Source organism: Geobacillus thermopakistaniensis, assembly GCF_000498995.1.
In the GTDB taxonomy this organism is placed as follows: Bacteria; Bacillota; Bacilli; order Bacillales; family Anoxybacillaceae; genus Geobacillus; species Geobacillus thermoleovorans.
This window is the reverse complement of sequence record NZ_AYSF01000040.1, coordinates 1-20,094: the sequence shown is the minus strand read 5'-3', so window position 1 is coordinate 20,094 and position 20,094 is coordinate 1. Positions and strand designations below refer to the sequence as shown.

Below are 20,094 nucleotides of genomic sequence, written 5' to 3'. Positions count from 1 at the left end.
CGGCAACGGAGCATCCTCTTGGCCGTTATGGCTCATCGTTTCCGATGCCCAAGATCTTCTTTAAAACGGAGCAATAGTTCTTCACTTCCTTTTCGTTGATCTCATAGAGGTGATAACCGTTTTCTTTCCGCTCAATGATCAGATTGGATTGCTTCAGGAGATTTAAATGCCGTGAAACGGTAGCAACCGTAATATTTAACTGATCGGCCATCTCCTGCGACTTCATGTTTTCTTCATTCGCAATAAATGACAATATTTTCATCCGAACGATTTCAGACAATGATTTGGCAATATCGGCAACATACTGAAGCTGCTCCTCATCATATCGGATCTCCATCCGATTTCCGCTCAAGGAAAGCTCTTTCCCGTTTATATAATGCCTTATATCATAAATAATATGAAGTTCACCGAGCCCCCAAACCAAAATAAATTTCGGTGACACAAAATACGAGGGATACAGTTTGATCAACTTCGTCTCTTTCGTCGGAAACTGTTCTGGGATTGGGTAATCGTACAATAGTTTTCGAACCATTTTCTCAATCCCCGACTGGTTGAGTTCCGCTCTCAATCGCTCATTCGCCTGATCCCAAAGAGGGGACAGGATTGGCTCAATATGGACGTAGCATTGCTGATAAAAATGTTCCCAAAGATAGGTCAGTTCCTGCAAATATTGCTCATAGTTCTGCGCGAATTCAAGCTGTTCGGCATTCACAAATCCGCCCAACGACGTGATTTTCGAGCGAATTTCATCAAACGGGGAAGCGGTTTGCGTTAGACAAATCTCGATCTCCTTTTCAGACAAGTAACGACCGAATAAATAATACAAAAACTCATACTGGGACACACGGTCGATATATGCCATGAGTTGAGAAAAGGTATGAGGAGCAGGCAAATCGACCAAAAATTCTGCGAGCTGTGCCCCATACTCATACCGACCGTAAAATTTTTTCAGCAACGATTCATGTTCCCGAAAAAACTGCTCAAAACGAGCAACCGGGAAATGAGGTTCACCATCCATTTTTCCCGATGAAATGTAACACTTCCTTAAACACGCCATCATTTCAAATAAAGAAGAGGTGGATAGTTCTACTTTACAATAATGGTTCACTTCTTCCATTGTGTATACAGCCATTCGACATCCCATACTTTCTGTTTTTATTCATGAACAATTTGATACTTCAACTGATCAACAAAATTGTCGCATAACCGCTGGCATTCTTCAACTGTCGACGAACAAACAATCACATGACCGGAGCGCGTATAAGAGTCCACCGTTTTCTTTATATGATCCCCTACTTGATAGTAGATGGCCCAATCTCGGATATATTCTCGATTGACTTCTGTGTCAAGAGAGATTTGTCGCAACATGCCCTCTGGAAACATAAAGAACTTGACAAGGCTTGCTTTTTTATAAATCGGTTTTACATCGGGCGGCATTTGGTTCATATAAGATAAAATTCCTAACTCATACTGGTTGAAACCAGACGCTAATTGATGTAAATAAGGGATAAAATCCCCCCCCGGTCTCGTATGCATTTCAATCACCACTGGTCTATCTTCTTCCACATCCCATTTAATCTCAATATGCCCCGGTCCATATTGGACATTCAACAAATGCAACGCTTTCATCACCACTTGTTCGATTCGTTTGACTTTCTGTTGTTCCAGTCTCGCCGGCACAATATGCCCAGTCTCTATAAAGTGAGGTTTTCCGGTTGTTTGTTTTTCGGTTATTCCTAAAATGAAATGGGTTCCTCTCCAAGATACCGTCTCCACACTATATTCCGGGCCTTTAATATACGGCTCCAAGATCCACTCGTGAGGATGATCTTGATTTCTCTTTAACCATTTTTCCCACTCCTGTTGATTGGAAATATAATCAACCTCTTTGCTTCCAAATCCGTCAAGCGGCTTGATGATGGCCGGTCTTGAATATGGAAACTGTTTAGGAAGAACAGATACCTTGCCACTCACAACGTCTAATCGTAATTCCGGATCCTTCCGCAAAATCTGGCGCATCAATCCTTTATTCCTCGTATTCACGACCGTTTCGAGCGAATTCGTTGGCAATTGCAACCTTTCACTAATATAAGCAGCCGTCTCTAGCCCTAATTCTGTAAAGCTTACGACGAGCTCCACTGTTTGATATAAACTCATGATTTTCTCAACAGTACAAAACACCTCTGTTTTCTCTGCAATGTCACGAACATAAAATACAACTTCGGCCAACTGCGCTATTTCCTTATCAATGCTTGAGTACCGATCCGCGACAATAATGGGTTTGAGTCCACATTGAAATGCTGCTTCCGCTCCATAACGGCTTGCCCCTAAAATAACAATGTATTTATTCATGTACAATCCCCCATTCCAATCGATCCATCGCCTCTTGTGTCGAGGAGATCGCGTTTTCCATACTATCGCCTTCTGCCATGACAAACCCTAACCTTTGGTAGCTGCTTTTAATTCCATTCGCCTTAAACGGCAACTTCCCTATACTTATTCTTTTTACTCCAGCTACTTTTTGCGCTTCCTCCATTCCCCTAACCGTTTGATATATCCCCTGCTCAACAGGCAGGATAAACTTAATGGCGGCATAGCGTTGTCTAGTGATCGTTACCTCTTCATATGTCCCGATTGATTGTAAAACAACATGCCTAACCATATCCACCCCTGCAGCGAATTCTACTAATTCGGGGATGCAGTCACCAGCCAGTCTAGGATTGACTTCAACCAAATATAAGTTGTTTCCGCGAACAAAAAATTCTATGTGCGCCGCTCCATAGTTTAATCCCAATAGGTCCAGCAGTTTTTTGCATCTTTCTTCTAAACCGGAAAAAGGATTTAGTTTCGGACCCGTTACATGTCCACATTCAACGGCATGAGGACCGTACGTTTCTTTTTTCGTAACGGATATTAATTTCCATCCATCAACTGTGTATAACATCTCGGCTGAAAATTCTTGTCCTTCAATCCATTCTTCAATCAGCCATTTCCTTGCCAGTTCATATCCGCGTTCATTACGCTGTCTTTGCCATTCGTGGCGCAGGGACAGTTCTAAATCACGACGATTTTGACAAATCGTCACCCCATTACTTCCACTATCATCTACAGGTTTGATGACACAGGGAAACGAGATCTCCAAATTTATGATTTCGTCAGGATGATGGATGATATGGAAAGCAGGTTGCAAAAACTCTCTAAAATGTTGACTTTCTAGATAAGTTCTCGTTATATGTTTATAACGGGCCCTTTTCAATGCTTCGATATCGTGACTCCTCACTCCCAAATAACTCGCTAATTCAGCAACTGGAATCAAGTGATAATCATCAAAAGCGAGGATTCCGGCAAATTTCACCTCAGAGCGTGCCAGTTCTTCTTTCATTCGATCCGTATCATACGTATTGATGATGACGACTTGATCAGCGAAGTTCAGCGGATGGTCATCTGTCATTGCGTTGTATTGTTCTAAGTCCATCGTCCAAAAATGGATTTTATAACCTAGTTGTTTAGCGATTTTCATCGCCTTCGTACCGGTACCTGTTGTATTCGTCTCGACAAATAACAAGTGCATCATCGCCAGTCCTTTCTCTCTACTTGATTTTTATTCGTGAAGAAAGACATTTTTCTATATGGCAGCTGAAACATATAGCCAATAAAAATCACAATGCCTATCATGGTCAAATAGAAAAAGGTTTGATGTCCAACGTACTGATATAAATTCAAACCAACGAATCCACCGATAGACTCCCACATTCCCCAAAGCACCCCTGATATTCCGAAGGCCCATGAAGAGCTTAACATCCCCTTTTTTTCTACAATCTGATGATCAATCGTAGGAACCCAAATGATTTCAGCCATGCTGAACAAGATCACGCTAACAAAGATGATCCAAAAATGATGTGAAATCCATAGCAAGAAATAAGATGCAGTGATGAGCATTAAGGCCAGCGCGTACCAATACTCCATTTTCCATTTCGGCTGTATTTTTGGATAGAAACCTTGAAGAACAATAATCGTCATCGCATTCACCGTAAAAAACAACCCTATCGTTTTTCCAGAAAAATGTTGAGAAACGACAACAGGAAAAGTTGTAAATAGTTGTGTGTACAAAAACCAAAATAACCCTGAAAAAGCAATAAATCTTATAAAGATAAAGAAATGCGGGTCCGATCTGCTGTTTTTAACGAATTGTACGATATTGATTCCCTTCTCTGCATCCTCAATGGTGATGCGAGGTAATAGCAACGAAACCCCCCCGGCCAAAACATAACAAACAATCGCCGCAATGATGATACCAAAAGAATTCCAGTCCAATAACCATCCACCTAGAAAAGGCCCAATAGAAGCACCGACGTTGACAGCGATGTTTAATAACGCAAAAGCCTGCAGCCTCTCATTTTCCTCTAATAAGGAAATATGTGTTTTCAAACTTACATTGTAAAGCGAGATCGATATCCCCAATAGCAACACGATCACGAATATCAATGTATAAGAATGAATGATCGTTAATATTGTTAGCAACAAAGCGGATCCCCATAGACCAACGATAAGACTGTTTTTGATCCCAAACTTGTTGACAACCCCCCCAACCAGCACATTACCCGCCTTTGATACAAACGTAAATGCCGCCACTGCCAAACTGGTTTCCGTAATATCCAGATCTTTCATTTTAACTAGCCATAAAGAAAGCAACGGAACATACACAAAAAAACCAACGGAATTGAAAACCCTGATGCCAAACGTCAAAATTCCCTCATTAACCTTAAGAAACATACATGACCCCTCTCGTCAACTCTTTGCATACTGCTTCAATAATATTAGCTGCTTCATCTATATCTTTTTCATTAACATTTCTACTAACCACAATCCTTACTTCATCAGGTAACCAAGGAAATAAAAGCAAGCCTTTTTTCTTGCACCTATCGACAAACTCAAATGAACTTATATGAAAGTTATTCACATGAAAAAAGATCATATTTGTTTCAACAGCATGAGGATCAACATACAGCCCATCTATTTTCGATAACATCATTGCTAATTTTTTAGTAAGCAGATGGTCTGTACGCAAATGGGATATATGATGTTTTAAAGCATGCAGTGCCGCAGCTGCATACATACCTATTTGATGAAACCCGGCTCCAAATTGTTTTCTGTAAATCCTAGCTTTGCTGATCACTTCTTTTCTTCCCATAAGCATCGACCCAAATGGAGCACCAAGTCCTTTTGCAAAACATACACTAAGTGAATCCACAAATTTTGCATAGTCCCTTAATGGAATGTTCGTTGCTACGTGTGCATTAAACAACCTTGCTCCATCCATATGTAAAGATATATTCTTCTCTCTCGTAAACCCATATAGTTGCTCAATTACTTTCAGAGGGAATATTTTCCCTTGATAATAATTAATGGTGTTCTCAATGGAAACTAATTGAGGGTGAGCGTAAAAAGGACCTCTAGGTTTAGAATGAATTAACTCCTCAACATGTTCGACTCTTAGGATCCCATCGGCTGTTCTGCATGTATGCAAAACGACTCTACTTAACATGGCAATCGAAGCACTTTCGTAAAAGTTTATATGATAGTTTGTTTCTGTAATCACTTCATTCCCTTCCGTTACTTGTGACTTTATAGCCAATTGATTAGCCATTGTACCTGTCGGAACAAACAGAGCATCCTCCACATGAAACAATTGTTTGCAATATTCTTCCAATTCAATAACACTGCTGTCCTCTCCATAACAATCATCACCTACCAAGGCATTGGCAATAACATTTCTCATTTCCTCTGTAGGCAAGGTCAATGTATCGCTTCTCAAATCAATCATCGAATGCACCTCCCTAAAATTACGTAATTACGTAATTACGTAATTACGTAATTAATGTTACTATTAATTTATTTTTTTGTCAACATTAATAAAAAAGATGTGTTCGGCTCTTCACCAAAACACAGGGGGTTTTGAGAAAATCTCCAACCTCTACACGTGAGGACAAATGGTAATTAGATGAATATTTGCTGTCTTTGTAAAGAAGCTAAATCGTAGGATGCATAAGGACACGAAGTCGAATTTGTCACCGAACTGCCGAAAACGCCGAGCGGAAAAATCCAGCGGTTCATCCTGCGCAATCAAGAAAGGGAAAAGTCAATCAAGGCTTGACGAGTGAAAAGGGCTGATTTGTGCTGCCCACAATCTTCTCAAAAAAGCTGCTAGGGACAAGCAATTGTCCTTGGTGGCGCAAATCAGGGGTGAACAGAATCGGAATTTTCTTCCATTTGGTAAAATATACAAAAAAACAAAGAGGAGGGTGTCCCAAAAGGATCGGGACACCCTTTCTTAACTATATGTAGGCGTAAAACAATCTTGAAGAAACGATGTGTTGTGTTTTGTTTAAGAAAAAACAACCTTTTAGGTCAGCCCCCCATTTCCGCTCATCCTCTCCTTTCGTCAAAGCGTCTTTCGCTGCTTCTCCCTATCCTTCCGAATCTCTCTCACCACATGCCCCAACTCCGGCAAAATGAGCTTCGTCATCGCGAGGCGCACAGCGCCGGTGGAGCCGGGAGTGCAAAAGACGGCGGTGTCCATCGCCACGCCGGCGACGGCGCGCGACAGCATGGCGGCCGGGCCGATGTCTTCGGTGTAGCTTAGGAAGCGGAACAGCTCGCCAAAGCCGACGAGTTCTTTCTCAAGCAGCGCACCGACCGTTTCGATCGTCACGTCGCGCTTGGCGATGCCGGTGCCGCCGTTCGTGAGCACCGCATCAACATCAAGGCGGCGGCAGCCGTCAAGCACTGCCTCGCGAATGGCGTCCGCTTCGTCTTTCACGATCTCATAGCCGACGACCTCATGCCCGGCTTCCGTGAGCAGCTCGATCATCAGCCGGCCGCTTTGGTCGGTTTCCTCCGTTCTCGTGTCGCTGACGGTGATGACTTTGCAGCGGACGGTTTGGGGAGCTTCTTGTTTATGGACAGCTGTGCTCATTCCCTCATCTCCTTTTGTCATTTTGTTGTTGGCTATAGTATAGCAAAAATTACCCAACTCTTGCCGGCTGCTTCTCGCTGGCGAAACGAAAGGAAAAGACCCCATCGTGAAATCGATGTCTTCCGCCTACACTCCACAAGACAACCAATCGGCTGTCCCGAAGGCGCGCCTGGCCGTTTTCGGGCGGCCGTCTTTTTTGTACACTTTCGGATAAAACTATTTGTTATATAATAGACAGAATTGTTATAATATTAACACATAAAGAAAAACGCAATTGTCCACTCATGGATAACGGACAAGTCGGCAAAAGGAGGGAAAAGCGGTGCATCGTACGCTAAGTGAAAAGCTACAGGCCATTTTGCAAGATGGGATGGCGGTCATCGGACGGCACCGCGAATCGATCGCAGCCCGCTGGAATGAAAAATTAGGCGAACTGAAGAAAAAGCAGCATATCGCGGCCCATTCACTTGAAGCGGCCATTGAACTGCTTTCCAAACACATGACGGAAGCGAATGGCGAGGCGCGCGAATGGCTGAAAACGATCGGTGAAGCATGGCGCAGCCATTCGTGTTTTTCGCCGTCCAACAAAATGACGTTTGTCTTTACGATGCTCGAAAATGCGGTCCACGAAGTCGTTCAAGCCATCCCCGGCAGCACATTTCATGACCATCAAGCCGTTCAATATTTGTTTTCCAAAATGTATGAGGCCGTTTTTTCCCCAACGGTCGACAACCAGCCGGACATCGGTCGGTTTTTGGAACAGCTTGCCGTCTCGAGACAAATGCCCATCCATTGGATCGCCGAACTGGACAAGGCGGACGGCCGCTTTTACGTCAAAAAACTATACGGAGAAGCAGAGTGGCTGCCGACAGACGTCCACATGATGGGGGCTGACACCATTTTTTCCTTGGGTGAACAGCTGCTTGCCTATATGCCAAAGGCGAGGGGAAAGAAACGCGTCATTCCGCTTCCATGGGAAGAAAGCGTTTTCCTATTTTGCACAGATGAAGCGGATCACCAAGTTCTTCCGTTTCTCCTTCATTCGTTCGAATTGTTTCACGCCGGGGGAATGGCGCTTGAGCAAACGAAACAAGACCAGCTTTGGAAAGATGCCGTCATTTTATTTGACCGGTTGATCATGCGTGCGAAATCATTGCAGCAGGCGGTGGAATACATTTCCTCCGGTTTTGTCTCCTATTTGCCGTTTGAACGATGCGCACTGTTCGCCTACTCGAGTGTCAATGAAAGCGGATTCGGACTTTACGGATACAAACTGGACATCGATCAAATCAAAAGCATTCGCGAGGACATTAATGCCTTGCCGCTCATTAAACAGTACGTGCAGCAGCTGCAATTGCTTGGCAATCATATGGCGAACGTTCCGCCCATTTACTTGTCTGATGCAGCGGAAGGGTTGCCGGCGAAATATGTGGAACAATTCCAGCTCGAATCGATCGTCATCGCTCCGATTTACGCTCCATCGGAAAACCGGCTCATCGGTGCAGCCATTTTGGATCAAGGCCCCGGGCAACCTTTCACGTTATCGAGCGACATTTTCACCGCGGTCATGAAATTCGGCCAAAGCGCCGGCGAAGTGCTGGCGAAATTCAACGGAGGCCGTCCGGAGCTCGTTCCATCAGTGCCGCACTTGTCGCCGCGGGAAATCGAGGTGCTGAAGCTCGTCGCCGAAGGGGCGTCCACGTATGAAGCAGCGAAGCGGCTCCATTTGAGCGAGTATACGGTGCGCGACTATGTATCGGCCATTTTGCAAAAAATGAACGCCAAAAATCGGACGGAAGCCATTGTGAAAGCGATCCGCGACGGCATTATTTGAAGCGCCGGCGCGGAAAAAAGAGCGCGCCGCTTTTTTTTTGCCTCTTGACAGCGGCGCGTCCCCGCGCTTTATGGCAGCGCCCGCAGCCAGCGTTTCAGCTCATTTTTCTGTTGTTCGAGCTGTTGTTTCACTTCCTCAAGCTGTTCAAGCTGCGCTTTATACTGTTGAATGCGTTCCGACACCTGTTCGATCATCCCCTTCTCTTCTCCCGCATCGGAAAGCGGCGCAGGCAGTTCCTGCGTCGGCAGCCGTTGTCCGCTCCCCGTCCCATCCGGCGGCTTATGCTCCTTTAACTCCTGCTGCATGTCTTTCAACTGTTCATTTGTCTGCTGCCAGATGGCATCGATTTGTGCCAGCTGTTCAGTCAGCTGCTCCGTCTGGTTGCGGATCATCTGCTCGATGCCATCGAGCGTCTTCCCGCTCACCCCGGATTGCACCACATCGCTGATTTGATCAATCAGCTCGCTTGTTTTCTTCTGTTCTTCTTTCACTTCCTCGATCAACCCGCCCGCCGGGTCAAGCGATGGAAGGGTGATGGTTGACGGCTGCTCGGCAGGAGCAGTTGGGATCGATGGCGTCTCTTCTTTCTCAGGTGCCGGTTTTACGGATGGCGGATCGTTTCCGTCCCCCGCCCCATTGCTGCTTCCATTCGTCGGCCCACTGGGCGCAGCGGAAGATGGTTCATCCGGCGATGCGCTCGGTTCCGATGGCGCGGTTGGCTTTTCTCCTGATGACGGCGCAGCCGGCTGATCGGTTTCCGTTGACGTCTCTGGCGGTTGGCCCCCATTCGATTTCATCGAGCTGCCCTCATCCACTGAAGCCGTTCCGAACGCCGCAGCAGCGGATAACTGCGGAATGACAAGCTCATCCGCCGTCAGTTCTGTCGCGACTACCGTTACATCTTTCAAACATTGCTCGACAAGCGGCACGCCATCCATGCACAGACCGCCGATTTCCATTTTTTTCACTCTCATTTTCATCCATTTTGTCCGCGCAACTTGATCGGTATGGAACGTAAACGACACAGTGTGCCCCGCCATCGTTTGTTGTTTCGTCAATGTCATCCCGTATATTTTCGCTTGAATAAAGGCGATGGGCATATCTCCCGTTAAAACGACCGGCGCTTTGAGAATGATTCCGCCTAAATCGATCGTCCCAACCACTTTATCTGCATGTATGACAAATCCGGACGGTTCCTGTCCTTCTGCCGCCGCCCGGCCAGCGCCGCCCAAAAGCCAGCCAACAACGGCAGCCAAAACGGTTACAACAGAAAGAGCAACGATTCTTCTCAAACGTTCAGCCATCTTCATCCCCCTGTTGGTGGCGGAAACAGCCGCTCCCGCGCTGGTTTTCAGCGTTCCGCCTCACTCAACGTTTTTTCGAGCTCCTCGACGCTGTCATACCGTTTCGCTCGGCTGATTTGTTTTTTGCGAATGTTGAACTGTTTGACGACATAGTTGTTCAGCATGTCGTAGTCGATCTCGAGCGCATATGTGCGGGCGAGCTGCTGCTGGCGCTTTCCGAGCTCGGTCAAATAGGCGACGTAGCCGACGACATGCGGCCATAATTCGTCCATATAGCGGATGAACAACTCATAATATCGTTCGTTTTCATTGACGAGCCGTTGGATCGTATAAATGCCGAACTGAATGTGCCGGCCTTCGTCCATGTTCAAGTAATCGATCCCTTGGAGCAACCCTGGGAACAGCCCGGCTTTTTTGTAAATTTGCCGGAACGTGTAATAGCCCGATTCGGCGAGCGTCCCTTCGACGATCATGTTGTAGACGGTGGCGGCGCGGATGACCGCTTCCGGCGAGTCGTCGGTGTACAGCCGGTTCATCGCCTCCGGCAGCGCTTCGTAAAAAATGCGTTTATAATGGTCGTTATGGAAGACGGACAAGTCCATGGCCCCGATGCCGACTTCCTGCTGCCAGCGGGAAAACATCTCGACATGTTTCGCCTCATCATGCATAAACGTCGTCAAAAACATCACATCTTCGAGCCGCCCTTGGCGCGCGAGGGCGTTCGTCATCGGCAAAATATCGAGCGTCACGGCCTCCTCGCCGGCGGAAAAGCCGGCAACGAGCGGCAGCGCCGCGATCTTTTCTTCGCTTGTCAAACGCGCGAAATCTTCTTTGTCTTGGCTGAAATCGATGTCCGCCGGGTTCCATTTCCCGTTCCGCTTCGCTTTTTCATACAATTTGTACATCGGATGCTCCCAATCGATCGTTCCTTTCACCGTTTGAAATCCATCGTGATGGACCATCGTGATCTCCCTCCTTGAAATGCTCTATTAGGAAACCACCTTCGACCTTAAAACAAAGTCATCGGCCGGTCGTTCATATCGCAAATGACCGTTTTCGTTTCTAAATACGCTTCAAGCGCCTGCATCCCGAGCTCGCGGCCGAGGCCGCTCTGCTTATAACCGCCAAACGGCGCAGTCGGCGACAGCACTTGGTACGTGTTGATCCACACGGTTCCGCTTTTCACCCGCCGCGCTAAGCGGAGCGCCCGCTTGATGTCATTCGTCCAAACCGCCGCCGCCAAGCCGTAAATCGTATCGTTGGCAATGGAGGCGGCTTCCTCTTCATCTTGAAACGGAATGACAGCGGCGACCGGCCCGAAAATTTCTTCACGGGCGATGCGCATCGATGGCGATACATCGGCAAAGACGGTCGGTTCAATGAAATAGCCGCCGCCAAGCCCATCTAAAGCGCTCCCTCCCGCAACGAGCTTCGCCCCTTCCTGCTTGCCGATGTCAATGTAGCGCAATACTTTCTCGTATTGCTCCCGGCTGATGACGGGGCCAAGGTCGCTGCGCGCATCCGTGCCGGGCCCGACTTTCAGCTTTTTCGCTTTGCTGGCCAACAGCTCGACAAACGTTTCGTAAACCGGCCGTTCCACTAAAATGCGGCTTCCCGCTTGGCATACTTGCCCGGAGTTGTAGAACACGCCAAACAGCGCGCTTTTTGCCGCCTGTTCGAGATCGGCATCGGCAAAGATGATGTTCGGCGACTTGCCGCCGAGCTCAAGCGTCACCCGCTTAATGTGGGGAGCGGCCGCCTGCAAGATGTGGCGCCCGGTTTCCGTTTCGCCGGTAAAGGCGATTTTCGGCACGCGCGGATGGCGGACGAGCGCTTTTCCGGCCTCATCGAGTCCAGGCAGGACGTTGATGACGCCTTCCGGCACGCCGGCCTCATGGCAAATCTCAGCAAGCTTCAACGCCGTCAGCGGCGTTTCCGGCGCCGGTTTTACCACCATCGTACAGCCCGCCGCCAGCGCTGGGGCGATTTTCCACGTCGGCATCAAAAGCGGAAAGTTCCACGGGGTGATGAGCCCAGCCACCCCGATCGGCTCCTTCATCGTCCACGCCATATAATCCGGCGCCGAGCCGGCGACGGAAAACGGCAGCACCTCCCCTTGCGGCTTGACGACAAGCGAGGCGAAAAAGTCGAAGCAGTCGGCGGCGAGCGGAATTTCAATAAACAACGCTAGATTGATCGGCATGCCGTTTTCCCGCGTCATGAGCTGCGCCAGCTCGCAATGATGCTGGCGGATCAGTTCAGCGATGCGGCGCAAGATGCGTCCGCGCTCAAGCGGGGAAATGGCCAGCCAGCGCCGATCCGAAAACGCCTCTTCGGCGATGGCGACCGCCGCGTCAACATCGTCCTCGCCAGCGTTGGCGACGCGGGCCGTCACTTCGCCCGTCGCCGGGTCGATGACGTCAAACCGTTCGCCGCTGGCAGCCGGCCGCCATTCTCCATCAATCCATAAATCGGCTTCCGTCGTTTGCGCCGAAATCATTGTCATCTCCTCCTTTCCATCGCTCCACGTTCCCGATTGATCGGATCTTGAAACCAAGCTACGGCAATAAATCGCTCCGCCCGATTTCCTGCAAATAGTCGCGGTACGCCGGGTAAATGGCGTCAAGCTGCGGCAATACTTTCAAGGCGTTCACAAGCGGGCCTTGCACTTTGATTTGCTGGCGGGCGAGCGCCTGCTGCAAGTCGAGCTTCCCAAGCCAAAACTTATGCCCGACATCCGCCGTCTGCTCAAAAATGAGCTCCGGGCGCAGCGCTGTTTCGCCGCAGACAATTTTCAATTTCCCGTTTTCATGCGTCCACGTAATTTTCGCTTCCGGCTTATGGAAAATGTATTGGACAAACGCGTCATATCCAGGTCCTAGCTCCGTCGCCGCAATCAATTCTTTTGACTCTTCCGTTTCGGCCACGCGTTCAAAAAAGCGGCCGAGAACGTCGTATACTTCCTGCTCGCTTTGAAACACCGGCATGTCAATCCCCCTCTCGTCTCGATCGTTCCACGTTTTTTTCGATCCCCTTGTTTGCCCGCCCAAACACCGGCCTTCCCGTTTTCGTCCAAGGGCAGATGGAACGCCCTCTTTCCGACCGCCCAACGGCTTCTCTTGTTTGTTCACCCAAACGCACGCGGGGCGGCTTGTCGTCTCATTCTTCAAAGCGAATGATGCCGCGAATGTTTTGCCCGCTCTTTAAGGCGGCGAATCCGTCGTTGATTTGATCGAGCGAATAGACGGCGCTGATGAGCGGTTCGAGCTTCAGCTTGCCCGCCGCGTACAAATCAAGCAGCTTCGGGTAGTCAATCGGCGGATTGCCTTGGCCAAGCCAAGAACCGGTCAACGCTTTGGATTGGGACGGCAGCGAAAAGGCGTTGATCTCCACCGCTTCATGCGGCGCGGCGATGCCGACGATGACCGTCGTTCCCGCTTTTCGCGTCATGTTGTATGCGTCGGCCATCGTCTCCGGGCGGCCGATCGCTTCAAACGCATAGTCGACGCCGATGCCGTCGGTCAAGTCGAGCACGGCGCTGACGGCATCGTCCTCGCGGGCGTTTACGGTGTGCGTCGCCCCGAACGTTTTCGTCATCGCCAATTTTTCCTCGACAATGTCGACGGCGATAATTTGTTTGGCCCCGGCGAGCGCCGCTCCTTGGATGATGTTGAAGCCGACGCCGCCGGCGCCAATCACAGCGACTGTGCTGCCCGGGCGCACTTGCGCTGTATGAATGGCGGCGCCCACCCCGGTCATGACGCTGCAGCTGATCAATGCCGCCAACTCAAACGGCACATCACGGCGAATCGGGATGGCTGCCTGCTCCGGCACAATGGTGTACTCGCTGAACGCGCCGGCGGTTAAAAATTGATAGACGGGTTTTCCATGCAGCGAAAAGCGCGTCGTCCCATCCGGCAGCGTGCCGGTCGCCATCAGCCGAGCCGCCTCCTCGCATAGATCGGGCCGCCCGGTGCGGCAATAGCTGCACGTCCCGCATGACGGCACCCAATTGAGCACCACATGGTCGCCTTGTTTGACACTTGTCACCCCTTCCCCGACTTCCTCGACAATGCCCGCTCCTTCGTGGCCGAGCACAATGGGAAGCGGGAGCGGCAATTGCCCTTGAACCACATGCCAATCGCTATGGCAAAGGCCCGCCGCTTTCATTTTCACTTTGACCTCCCCGCGCTTGGGGCTTGCCAAATCCAGTTCTTCGATTGACAGCGGCTCCCCGTAGCGGTGCAATACTGCGGCTTTTGCCATGTCGTTCCCTCCTTTTCCATCCGCCCATTACGCCCGCTTGCCGGCCATATCCGCTTCCTCTTCACGGATGCCGCGGCCCCGCAATGCATCCAAATAGGCGTCCCATTCCTGCTTGAGCGTTTCTTTCAGCTTGAAAAGGCCGATGACGAGCGGCCGGGTCGAATGGTCTTGCAAAAACACATCGCGGATGACATCCTCAAACTCTTCCTTTTTCCCCGGCAGGCCGTGGTCTTTCCCATACAGCAAATGCTTATCGAGCAACCGCCGGATCGTCGGGCTTCCCGGCCCGCCGCTTTGCCGGTAAAACGCTTCGATGCGCTTTGACATCGTCAGCTCTTCTTGTTCCTCGCGCATGTTCCTTCCTCCCTCTTTAAAATCGCGGCCGCTGTTTGCGCGTCCGGAACAGCCGCCAGCCAAGGAAAACGACCAAGATGACAGAAACGGCCAACCCGATGTTGGCGATCGTCGTTTTCTCCATGCCGAGAAACGTTCCGCCCGGGATGCTGGCGACAATAAACCCGGTGGCCATAATGATGGCAAACGCGATGAGGGAAAGCGCCAAACGGTTGGCGATTTGGTTGAGCGTATTGCGCGTCACCGGGTCGGTTTGGACTTGCACGGTCATGCGCCATTTGTTTTCGGCCATCGTCTCCAACACTTTGTTGAACCGGCGCGGGAAGGTGGCGATCATTTCCGCCGTTTCAGCGACAAGACTCGCGTTGGCGCGAAAATTAAAGCGCTTTCCGAGGATGCTTTTTAAAATTGGAATTTCATACGCCTCAACGACTTCGCCGTACGAAATTTCCGGGCAAATCCAGCGCGCCGTCCCTTCGGTGGCGGAAAATCCTTTCGCCCAAAGCGCCAAGCCGTTCGGGACTTTGCAGTAGTTGCGGAGCCCGATCGCCGTCGCTTCAAGGACGAGGCGGCCGTAGTTGTAGCGGCTGCTCCCTTGATGGGCGGACACATAGTTTAACGTCAACGTCCGCAGTTCATCTTTCAATTTGACAACATCGGTGTAAATGGTGGGCGACATCAGTTCCATAAACACTTCGGCGGCGTCTTCCGCCTGGTTGAGCTGGATGTGCAAAATGACACGCATCAAAATTTGCGCCATCACGCTGTCCATCCGCCCGGTCATCCCCCAGTCGATGATGACCGCCTTTTTCGTCCGCTTGTCGATCATAATGTTGGAACCGTGGGCATCCGCATGATAATGGCCGTCGAGCATCGTTTGCACGTAATGATGGACAAGATCGATCATGATGTTGATCCGCTCTTCGAAGGTGAGAAAATCGACAGGGAAGTCTTTAATGAGCCAGCCGTCAATGTATTCCATGATCAAGACGCTTTTCGTCGCTTCATACACGTGCGGAACCGTGACATGTTCAGCCCTCCTTTCGTACTTTTGCTTCATTTCTTGCATTTTTCTTGCTTCTTCCGTCATGTCCAGCTCATCCATGGCGCTGCTGTAATAATCTTGCACGAGCCCCCCGAGGTCAAGGGCGGCCTGCAGTTCAGGCGGCAGCCGCTTTTGCAGGCGGGCGGCCATTTTTTTAATGATGGCGATATCGGTTTGAAACAGTTTTTCGACCGTCGGGCGCACGACTTTGACCGCGACAACCGGCCCGTCTTTGAGTTTCGCTTTGTACACTTGAGCGAGCGACGCCGAGCCGAGCGGCTCCTCCTCAATCCATTCAAACGTCTCCAAGCCGTCAGGCAGCTCCCGCTCCAAAATGTATTCGATTTTGGCAAACTCAATGGGCGGCACCCGGTCAAGCAATTTCTCCAGCTCAAGCGTAATCGGCTCTGGCAATAAGTCTTGCCTTGTGACAAGCACCTGCCCGAGCTTGATGAACGTCGGGCCGAGCTCCTCAAACGCTAGGCGCAGCCTCCGGCCGATATGGTGCAAATATTGTTTGTCTCCCTCGTTCCCTCGCAGCTTGCGGGCAATGGCGTCGCCAAGCACCATGCCAAGCCCGTTTTTGACAAGCACAGCGATGATTTTCCGCCGCCGTTTTCCCGCCGTAATGGCAGCCAGCTCCTCTTCAATGGCAGCGCCAATGGCCGCAAAGTCGCGCGCTGGTTTTGGCTTGGCCGTTTCGAGTGATGCGTGCAACCCGCTTTCCTCCTTTCTGCTTACAGCCGCTCGATGATCGTGGCTGTCGCCATGCCAAAGCCGATGCACATCACTTGCAATCCGTATTTCCCGTCCATGTCCTCAAGCTCATGGAGCAGCGTTGTCATCAGCCGGGCGCCGCTCGCGCCGAGCGGGTGTCCGAGGGCGATCGCCCCGCCGCGCGGATTGACTTTTGCCATATCCGGCTCGAGCTCCCGCTCCCATGCTTTGACGACCGAAGCGAACGCTTCATTGATTTCGATGACATCGATTTGCTCAAGGCGCAGTCCCGTTTTTTCGAGCACGCGGCGCGTGGCCGGGATGACGCCCGTGAGCATCAGAATCGGATCTTCGCCGACGACCGCGCGGGCGACGATGCGGGCTCTCGGCCGCAAACCGAGCTGCCGGGCTTTTTCTGCCGACATGAGCAGCACGCCGGCCGCTCCATCACTGACTTGGCTGGAATTCCCAGCGGTGATGACGCCGCCTTTCGGCTGGAATGACGGCGTTAACGCTGCTAACTTTTCGAGCGAGGTGTCGCGCCGAATCCCTTCGTCGCGGGTGAAGGACACCGTCCCCTCCTCGCCCGGCACGTCAAGCGGAATGATTTCCCGCTCAAACATCCCGCGGTCGGTTGCCGCCGCCGCTTTTTCATGGCTTTGCAAGGAAAACGCATCAAGCTCTTCCCGCGACAATCCCCATTTTTTCGCGATCATCTCCGCAGAAATCCCTTGCGGCACGATGTTGTACCGACTTGTCAGCTGGCGGCTGAACCGCCCCATGTCGCTTCCCATCGGAACGCGCGTCATGCTTTCGACCCCGGCGGCGATGGCGATGTCGATGTCGCCGGCCAAAATCGCCTGCGCCGCGCTATGAATCGCCTGTTGGCTCGAGCCGCACATCCGGTTTAAGGAAAACGCCGGCACTCCGACTGGAAAGCCGGCGGCGAGCACCGCTTGGCGGGCGATGTTGCCCCCTTGCTCTCCGGTCATCGTCACACAGCCGACGATGACATCTTCCACCAGGCCGGCATCCAGCCCATTTCGGTCGACAAGCGCCCGCAGCACCGGAACAAGCAAATCGACCGGATGGACGCTTGAGAGCGCCCCTTTTTTCTTGCCGATCGCCGTGCGCACGGCGTCAACAATCACCACTTCCCTCATGCCGCTCCTCCTGTTCCGTATCAAAATCGAACCGTTTTCCTGCGCGGCTAGAGCCGCCGCAGGCCTCTCTTCCTATGTTCAAATCGCCACATTCCAAAGCGGGCCGCTTATTCATCAGAACGTAAACAATTCGATGCCGCCTGAAACATTCAACCCAATCCCCGTGATGTACTTCGCTTTATCGGAACAAAGGAACACGATGGCGTTGGCGACGTCTTCCGGTTCGCCCGGGCGGCGGAACGCCGTGCGCTGGATCATCCGCTCGTTCATTTTCGGATTGCCCATGCGGAACGCTTCTGTATTGATGATGCCCGGCACGATGGCGTTGACGGTGATGCCGTAGCGCGCCCCCTCAAGCGCCATGCTTTTCGTAAAGCTCAACACCGCTCCTTTCGTGGCCGAATAGCTCGCTTGGCCAAAGCCGCCAAGCGTCCCGGCGACGGACGACATGTTGATGATCCGCCCCCATCCTTGCTCTTTCATATACGGCCATACCGCTTTTGTACAGTTGTACGTGCCGGTCAGGTTCACCCGCAAATCGCGCTCCCAAAACTCATCGTTTTGCTTTTCGATTTGCGAAACGTGGTCGAGCGTGCCGGCGTTGTTGACGAGAATGTCAATGGAACCAAACTCTTCCTTGACGCGGGCAAACACTTCTTTCACTTGCTCGCGGTCGGTGACGTCCATTTTGAGAGCCAGCGCCCGCCGCCCCATGGCGCGAATGTCTTCCGCTGTCTTTTCGGCGTACACCACTTTTGTACTCTGCATCACTTGTGAGAGCGGCCCATATTTTTGCGCCGTCTGTTTGCTTTCTTCATCCGATTCGAGCAAAATATCGGTAATGACGACATCCGCTCCCGCTTCGGCAAGCGCCAAGGCATCCGCGCGCCCGAGGCCGCGTGAGGCGCCGGTGACGACCGCCACTTTTCCTTTCAGCAGTTCCGCCCATGACGACATCGGTGATCCCTCCGTTTAACGTAAAAATTGCGGTTGTTTCTTTTGGAAAAACGCCGCCAGCCCAATCGCCGGCTCTCCTGTCTTAAACGTTGCCGCAAATGACGCCGCTTCGATGCCAAATCCGTCTTCTGGAAGCCCTTCGGCCGCATAGATGGCCCGCTTGGCGAGCCCCATCGCCCGCACGGCCCCTTCTGACAGTTGCTCGGCAAACGCCGACGCCTCTTCTTCCAACCGCTCCGGGGGCGTGACGCGATGAACAAGGCCGAGTTCGAGCGCTTCTTGCGGGTCAAGCCGTCTGGCAAGAAAAATGAGTTCCGTCGCTTTCGCCCGCCCGACGAGGCGCGTCAACCGCTGCGTGCCGCCCGCGCCGGGAATGAGGCCGAGCGAGACTTCTGTCAGGCCGATTTTGCCGCCGCCCATGATGCGGAAATCGCACGCCAGGGCCAATTCACAGCCGCCGCCGAGCGCATAGCCGTTGATGGCCGCGATGACCGGCTTCGGCATCGTCGCGAAGCGGTCGAAACAGCGCTGCATGCGGGCGCTTTGTTCGGCGATGCCCGCTTCATTGCCGGCAAACTGGGTTCCTCGCTGAATCATGTCCTTTAAATCAGCACCGGCGAGAAACGTTTTCGGATGGGCCGACGCGATGACGACAACGCGCACCTTGCTGTCGGCTTCAAGTTCATCGGCCGCTTTCTCCAATTCTTCCATTAATCGCTCGCTAATGGCGTTCGCCGGCGGGTTGTGGATCATCACCCAAGCGACTCCTTTGTTTCGCCGCTCTATGCGCAGCGTTTCATAAGGCATCGGAATTCCCCCTTTCGTTCAATCGAACCGGCAAACTTCACAAATGATCATCGCTCTCCACCGCGAGCGGAGATGTTTGGGTCGCCGCCTCGCTCTTCTATACGTGCACGCCGTATGGCGCATACAACCGTCTTGCTGTGACAAGGCGCTGGATTTGCTGCGTGCCTTCAAAAATATCAAACACTTTCACATCGCGGTACAATTTCTCGACCAAATGTCCGCCAAGGCCGACGGGACCGAGCAGTTCAAGGCACATAGCGCAGACATGAAGCGCCATTTTACCGGCGACTGCTTTGCAGACGGCCGCTTCCATCGCATTCGGCTCGCCAATGTCGGCTTTCCACGCCGCTTCCCACGTCAACAGGCGAGCAGCGTCAATCTCTTGCTCCGCCTCGGCAAGCAGGGCGGCTGCTTCATAGTACAACCGTCCTTGTTTCGGGTACTCGCTGCGAACGATGTCAAGCGTATATTCATAGGCGGCGCGGGCGATGCCGACGGCCATGGCCGCGACGATCGGCCTCGTGCTGTCAAATGTTTTCATCGCCACTTGGAAACCGGACGGTTTATTCGCATTTGCGCTATACAACTCTTCACCGCCAAGCAAATTTTCATCAGGAACAAAGCAGAAAACAAAGCCGAAAATCGTTTCCAATTCTTCTGGGCCGGCGTCG

The 20,094-nt window shown here is 51.4% G+C and carries 18 protein-coding genes; 1 reads left to right on the top strand and 17 read right to left on the bottom strand.

The features are described 5' to 3' along the window. Nucleotides 1–25: 25 nt before the first annotated feature. The 6 genes from T260_RS131375 to T260_RS131400 all read right to left on the bottom strand — a co-directional run bounded on the left by T260_RS131375 (nucleotide 26) and on the right by T260_RS131400 (nucleotide 6,976). Nucleotides 26–1,132 (bottom strand): ArsR/SmtB family transcription factor, encoded by a 1,107-nt coding sequence (locus T260_RS131375; RefSeq protein WP_023633832.1) that lies wholly within the window; start codon nucleotides 1,130–1,132, stop codon nucleotides 26–28. Between the two features lie 23 nt (nucleotides 1,133–1,155). Next, a complete protein-coding gene (locus T260_RS131380; RefSeq protein WP_011232235.1) occupies nucleotides 1,156–2,352 on the bottom strand; it encodes an ATP-grasp domain-containing protein in 1,197 nt (398 codons plus the stop codon). Next, on the bottom strand, nucleotides 2,345–3,574 hold the full coding sequence (locus T260_RS131385; RefSeq protein ID WP_014196542.1) for an ATP-grasp domain-containing protein: 1,230 nt from the start codon (nucleotides 3,572–3,574) through the stop codon (nucleotides 2,345–2,347). The genes T260_RS131380 and T260_RS131385 overlap by 8 nt, the downstream gene beginning before the upstream one ends. Next, on the bottom strand, nucleotides 3,571–4,773 hold the full coding sequence (locus tag T260_RS131390; protein WP_011232237.1) for an MFS transporter: 1,203 nt from the start codon (nucleotides 4,771–4,773) through the stop codon (nucleotides 3,571–3,573). Before T260_RS131390 ends, T260_RS131385 begins: the two co-directional genes overlap by 4 nt. Then, nucleotides 4,763–5,824, bottom strand: a complete 1,062-nt coding sequence (locus T260_RS131395; RefSeq protein ID WP_014196543.1) for a threonine aldolase family protein — start codon at nucleotides 5,822–5,824, stop codon at nucleotides 4,763–4,765. The genes T260_RS131390 and T260_RS131395 overlap by 11 nt, the downstream gene beginning before the upstream one ends. A 618-nt stretch (nucleotides 5,825–6,442) precedes the next feature. Then, complete coding sequence (locus T260_RS131400; RefSeq protein ID WP_023633831.1) at nucleotides 6,443–6,976, bottom strand: MogA/MoaB family molybdenum cofactor biosynthesis protein; 534 nt, start codon at nucleotides 6,974–6,976, stop codon at nucleotides 6,443–6,445. Between the two features lie 322 nt (nucleotides 6,977–7,298). Between T260_RS131400 and T260_RS131405 the strand changes: the two genes are divergently transcribed. Beyond that, nucleotides 7,299–8,810 carry a response regulator transcription factor gene (locus T260_RS131405; RefSeq protein ID WP_023633830.1) on the top strand — a complete coding sequence of 504 codons (1,512 nt, stop codon included), beginning with the start codon at nucleotides 7,299–7,301 and terminating at the stop codon, nucleotides 8,808–8,810. A 68-nt stretch (nucleotides 8,811–8,878) separates the two neighbouring features. Here T260_RS131405 and T260_RS1000000138275 read toward each other — a convergent pair whose 3' ends face one another. From T260_RS1000000138275 to T260_RS131450, 11 genes are all read right to left on the bottom strand, one after another. Then, the gene (locus T260_RS1000000138275; RefSeq protein WP_050582928.1) at nucleotides 8,879–10,114 is read right to left on the bottom strand and encodes an AAA family ATPase; all 1,236 of its coding nucleotides are present in this window, start codon (nucleotides 10,112–10,114) and stop codon (nucleotides 8,879–8,881) included. A 47-nt stretch (nucleotides 10,115–10,161) separates the two neighbouring features. Beyond that, the gene (locus T260_RS131410) at nucleotides 10,162–11,076 is read right to left on the bottom strand and encodes a R2-like ligand-binding oxidase (RefSeq protein ID WP_023633828.1); all 915 of its coding nucleotides are present in this window, start codon (nucleotides 11,074–11,076) and stop codon (nucleotides 10,162–10,164) included. 47 nt (nucleotides 11,077–11,123) lie between these two features. Then, a complete protein-coding gene (locus T260_RS131415; protein WP_031212584.1) occupies nucleotides 11,124–12,614 on the bottom strand; it encodes an aldehyde dehydrogenase family protein in 1,491 nt (496 codons plus the stop codon). A 58-nt stretch (nucleotides 12,615–12,672) separates the two neighbouring features. Next, nucleotides 12,673–13,101, bottom strand: coding sequence for a hypothetical protein (locus T260_RS0120040; protein WP_031212582.1), 429 nt, complete (start codon nucleotides 13,099–13,101; stop codon nucleotides 12,673–12,675). A 172-nt stretch (nucleotides 13,102–13,273) separates the two neighbouring features. Further along, nucleotides 13,274–14,380, bottom strand: coding sequence for a Zn-dependent alcohol dehydrogenase (locus tag T260_RS131420; RefSeq protein ID WP_011232248.1), 1,107 nt, complete (start codon nucleotides 14,378–14,380; stop codon nucleotides 13,274–13,276). 27 nt (nucleotides 14,381–14,407) lie between these two features. Then, nucleotides 14,408–14,734: a hypothetical protein gene (locus T260_RS131425; RefSeq protein ID WP_011232249.1), complete on the bottom strand. Its 327-nt coding sequence runs from the start codon at nucleotides 14,732–14,734 to the stop codon at nucleotides 14,408–14,410. Between the two features lie 16 nt (nucleotides 14,735–14,750). Further along, nucleotides 14,751–16,496 (bottom strand): ABC1 kinase family protein, encoded by a 1,746-nt coding sequence (locus T260_RS131430; RefSeq protein WP_011232250.1) that lies wholly within the window; start codon nucleotides 16,494–16,496, stop codon nucleotides 14,751–14,753. Nucleotides 16,497–16,516: 20 nt separating this feature from the next. Continuing rightward, nucleotides 16,517–17,659 (bottom strand): thiolase family protein, encoded by a 1,143-nt coding sequence (locus T260_RS131435; protein ID WP_023633825.1) that lies wholly within the window; start codon nucleotides 17,657–17,659, stop codon nucleotides 16,517–16,519. A 114-nt stretch (nucleotides 17,660–17,773) separates the two neighbouring features. Beyond that, nucleotides 17,774–18,616 carry an SDR family NAD(P)-dependent oxidoreductase gene (locus T260_RS131440; RefSeq protein ID WP_011232252.1) on the bottom strand — a complete coding sequence of 281 codons (843 nt, stop codon included), beginning with the start codon at nucleotides 18,614–18,616 and terminating at the stop codon, nucleotides 17,774–17,776. A 15-nt stretch (nucleotides 18,617–18,631) separates the two neighbouring features. Then, nucleotides 18,632–19,423 carry an enoyl-CoA hydratase/isomerase family protein gene (locus T260_RS131445; RefSeq protein WP_023633824.1) on the bottom strand — a complete coding sequence of 264 codons (792 nt, stop codon included), beginning with the start codon at nucleotides 19,421–19,423 and terminating at the stop codon, nucleotides 18,632–18,634. A gap of 97 nt (nucleotides 19,424–19,520) precedes the next feature. After that, the coding region (locus T260_RS131450) for an acyl-CoA dehydrogenase family protein (RefSeq protein ID WP_023633823.1) at nucleotides 19,521–20,094 on the bottom strand (574 nt) is incomplete at its 5' end.

Excerpts from the sequence above, each read along its gene's own strand:
- T260_RS131440 (WP_011232252.1), bottom strand. The coding sequence starts at position 18,616 with ATGTCGTCATGGGCGGAACTGCTGAAAGGAAAAGTGGCGGTCGTCACC.
- T260_RS131395 (WP_014196543.1), bottom strand. The coding sequence starts at position 5,824 with ATGATTGATTTGAGAAGCGATACATTGACCTTGCCTACAGAGGAAATG.
- T260_RS0120040 (WP_031212582.1), bottom strand. The coding sequence starts at position 13,101 with ATGCCGGTGTTTCAAAGCGAGCAGGAAGTATACGACGTTCTCGGCCGC.
- T260_RS1000000138275 (WP_050582928.1), bottom strand. The coding sequence starts at position 10,114 with ATGGCTGAACGTTTGAGAAGAATCGTTGCTCTTTCTGTTGTAACCGTT.
- T260_RS131375 (WP_023633832.1), bottom strand. The coding sequence starts at position 1,132 with ATGGCTGTATACACAATGGAAGAAGTGAACCATTATTGTAAAGTAGAA.
- T260_RS131380 (WP_011232235.1), bottom strand. The coding sequence starts at position 2,352 with ATGAATAAATACATTGTTATTTTAGGGGCAAGCCGTTATGGAGCGGAA.
- T260_RS131385 (WP_014196542.1), bottom strand. The coding sequence starts at position 3,574 with ATGATGCACTTGTTATTTGTCGAGACGAATACAACAGGTACCGGTACG.
- T260_RS131420 (WP_011232248.1), bottom strand. The coding sequence starts at position 14,380 with ATGGCAAAAGCCGCAGTATTGCACCGCTACGGGGAGCCGCTGTCAATC.
- T260_RS131410 (WP_023633828.1), bottom strand. The coding sequence starts at position 11,076 with ATGGTCCATCACGATGGATTTCAAACGGTGAAAGGAACGATCGATTGG.
- T260_RS131425 (WP_011232249.1), bottom strand. The coding sequence starts at position 14,734 with ATGCGCGAGGAACAAGAAGAGCTGACGATGTCAAAGCGCATCGAAGCG.
- T260_RS131435 (WP_023633825.1), bottom strand. The coding sequence starts at position 17,659 with ATGAGGGAAGTGGTGATTGTTGACGCCGTGCGCACGGCGATCGGCAAG.
- T260_RS131400 (WP_023633831.1), bottom strand. The coding sequence starts at position 6,976 with ATGAGCACAGCTGTCCATAAACAAGAAGCTCCCCAAACCGTCCGCTGC.
- T260_RS131390 (WP_011232237.1), bottom strand. The coding sequence starts at position 4,773 with ATGTTTCTTAAGGTTAATGAGGGAATTTTGACGTTTGGCATCAGGGTT.
- T260_RS131415 (WP_031212584.1), bottom strand. The coding sequence starts at position 12,614 with ATGATTTCGGCGCAAACGACGGAAGCCGATTTATGGATTGATGGAGAA.
- T260_RS131445 (WP_023633824.1), bottom strand. The coding sequence starts at position 19,423 with ATGCCTTATGAAACGCTGCGCATAGAGCGGCGAAACAAAGGAGTCGCT.